We start from the raw sequence: 2,663 nt of genomic DNA on the forward strand, positions 1-2,663 counted from the left end.
CCCCCAAACGCTCTTTGGATTGTCCCATCACATCCAATGACCTTGCAGGAAGCAAACGGCTCTACAACTTCTTTGACAGCGTGTTTGCTATCGGCAAGAGTGCACAGGACAGTGGGCTTCGCTATGTGAAGCAGTTGAAAGTGCGCTATGGCATATACTCATACGATGCGGACAATGTAATCCTCTATGAAATTGAAAAGGTGGATGCCTTCTTGCAGTTCGTGTATCGGGGCTACTCCACGGAAAAGGAACATCTGAAAAAATTGGGCGACAATGAATCGAGCCAAAGAGACTGCATGATTTTGCAGCTATCCCAATCGGGCAAGTCTGTAAGGGAGATAGCCTCACAGGTGAATTGCGGCAAGTCCACCGTCAGCCGGATAATCCAACGCAGCAAGGAGACTAAGGATATGGCTGTCCCAAGTGTCCCACCGTCCCAACCCACAACAAGTGGGACAATGGGACAGGACGGGACAGTCGGGACAATCAGGGAAGTAAAGCAAGCGGAACTGTTTGCCGGACAAGAAAATGGGGAGGACAAGCCATGAAAAAGCGGTATTCTCCGAAATGTCCCAAGGTGTCCCATCGTCCCATGCCCTATGAGCCGGGACAGTGGGACAGGACGGGACAGGGGAACAATCAATGGAAAAAGAAAGGAGGAAAGCAATGAGCGGCTATTCGTTACAGAGATATAAAGGAACGGCAACACGGCATACCTGTCCGGGTTGTGGCGACAGACATTCCTTTGCCTATTATGTGGATGAGCAGGACACACCCCTGCATCCATCGGTCGGTAGGTGCAACCATGAAAGCAGTTGCGGGTATCACTACACCCCCAAGCAATACTTTCGGGAACATCCCGAATGTCGTGCCACAAATGATTTCTCTTCCGGCGGGCGAAAAGTGGAACAAAAGCCTAAACAGGTATCACAGCCGGGTGCCATAGGTTACATACCACCTCATTATGTGGAGAAATCGAAAAGCGTTCACAGCAACTTCTTCCGCTTCATATTCTCGCTCCTTACTTCCTATTACGGCAGTAAGGCAAAAGACGTGCTGAAACGGTTGCTGGAGGAATACCGTTTGGGGGCTACCCGTGACGGGGCTGTCATTTTCTGGCAGATAGACAGCAATAACAAGGTACGCACAGGTAAGGTAATACAGTACAATCCCGAGGATGGACACCGCATCAAGGGAGGACAGACATCGGCAGTGGACTGGATACACAGCATACTGAAAAGGCAACGGGTACTGCCGGAAAAGTGGCAACTCTCCCAGTGCCTCTTCGGGGAACATCTGCTGGGCGGCAATCCCGACAAAGTGGTGGTCTTGGTGGAATCCGAAAAGAGTGCCGTAATCGGCTCATCCATATTCCCCGGCTATGTATGGCTGGCGACAGGTGGCAAGAGCCAATTAAGAGAGGAAAAGCTCCGTGTGTTAACCGGGAGAACCGTGCTTCTTTTTCCTGATGCGGACGGATATGCCGAATGGAAACAACGTGCCGGAAGTATGAACTTTTGCAAGGCGATTGTATCTGACATCATCGAGAAAAATGCCACTCCGAAGCAAAAGGCTGACCATATCGACATTGCCGATTGGATTATTTACCAGATACGGGAGGGCAAACTGATGTGTACAGCCGACCACTTGGTAGAGGCTGAAAAAATCCTCCAACGGATGATGGAAAAGAATCCGCTCCTGCAAAAGCTGATAGACGATTTAGACCTTGTACCGGTTGGTGCAAGTCCAATCAGATACGGTGACTGAAGCCCTCCCTGACGGCAGGAGAGCGGAAGCCGGAGGCTGTGGTACACGGACAAGGGCTTGCCCTTGATATAGCCCACTATAACTACACGCTCCGCTTTCGTAGTTGTGGGCTCTCCCGAGGGGCCGGGCTTTGCCCCGACCCACTTAGGACTTTGCCCTAAGAACCCACTCAGGGCGTTTCACCCCCTGAGAACCCCGAGCAAAGAGTGACCCTCTCTTTGTAATCTCCGCTTATGGGTTACCCCCCCCTAAGAACCCTGTACGGTTACGAGCGGACAGCGGAAAATAATTTTATCCACAAATCAAATTTTAATAGTAGTATGGCAACAAAATCAAGCATTCATATCAAGCCTTGCAACACCAAATCAAGTGAGGCTCATAACCGCAGGAGTGCCGAATACATGTGCAATATCGGTGAGTCCAGAATCTACATCGTACCCGAACTCTCCGCCGGCAACGAGCAATGGATAAACCCGGACTTCGGCAGCTCCGACCTGCAAACGCACTACGACAACATCAAACGGATGGTCAAGGAAAAGACAGGTCGTGCCATGCAGGAGAAAGAACGTGAGCGAAAAGGGAAAAACGGCAAAATCATCAAAGTGGCAGGATGTTCACCAATCCGTGAGGGGGTACTGCTCATCAAACCGGACACGACACTGGCAGACGTGAAAAAATTTGGCGAGGAATGCCAAAGACGCTGGGGCATCATACCGCTTCAAATCTTCCTGCACAAGGATGAGGGGCATTGGCTAAGCGGACAGCCTGATGCAGAGGACAAGGAGAGTTTCCAAGTGGGTGAAAAATGGTTCAAGCCGAATTACCATGCGCACATCGTATTCGACTGGATGAACCACGACACGGGCAAGAGCCAAAAACTCAACGATGACGATATG

At 50.7% G+C, this 2,663-nt stretch carries 2 protein-coding genes and 1 pseudogene; all 3 read left to right on the forward strand.

What is annotated here, in order from left to right; all coding sequences use genetic code 11:
- Positions 1-548, forward strand: a 548-nt coding sequence (locus AB5903_RS22220) for a helix-turn-helix domain-containing protein (RefSeq protein WP_368118305.1), incomplete at its 5' end; no start/stop codon positions are given.
- Between the two features lie 118 nt (positions 549-666).
- Entirely contained in the window at positions 667-1,767 is a 1,101-nt protein-coding gene (locus AB5903_RS22225) for a DUF6371 domain-containing protein (RefSeq protein WP_269115345.1), read from the forward strand.
- Between the two features lie 320 nt (positions 1,768-2,087).
- Positions 2,088-2,663, forward strand: a pseudogene (locus AB5903_RS22230) (mobilization protein); the annotation flags it as partial.

Origin of the sequence: Bacteroides sp. 2201st1_D9_2201SCRN_220225 (assembly GCF_040928965.1) — a bacterium.
GTDB classification, from domain to species: domain Bacteria; phylum Bacteroidota; class Bacteroidia; order Bacteroidales; family Bacteroidaceae; genus Bacteroides; species Bacteroides stercoris.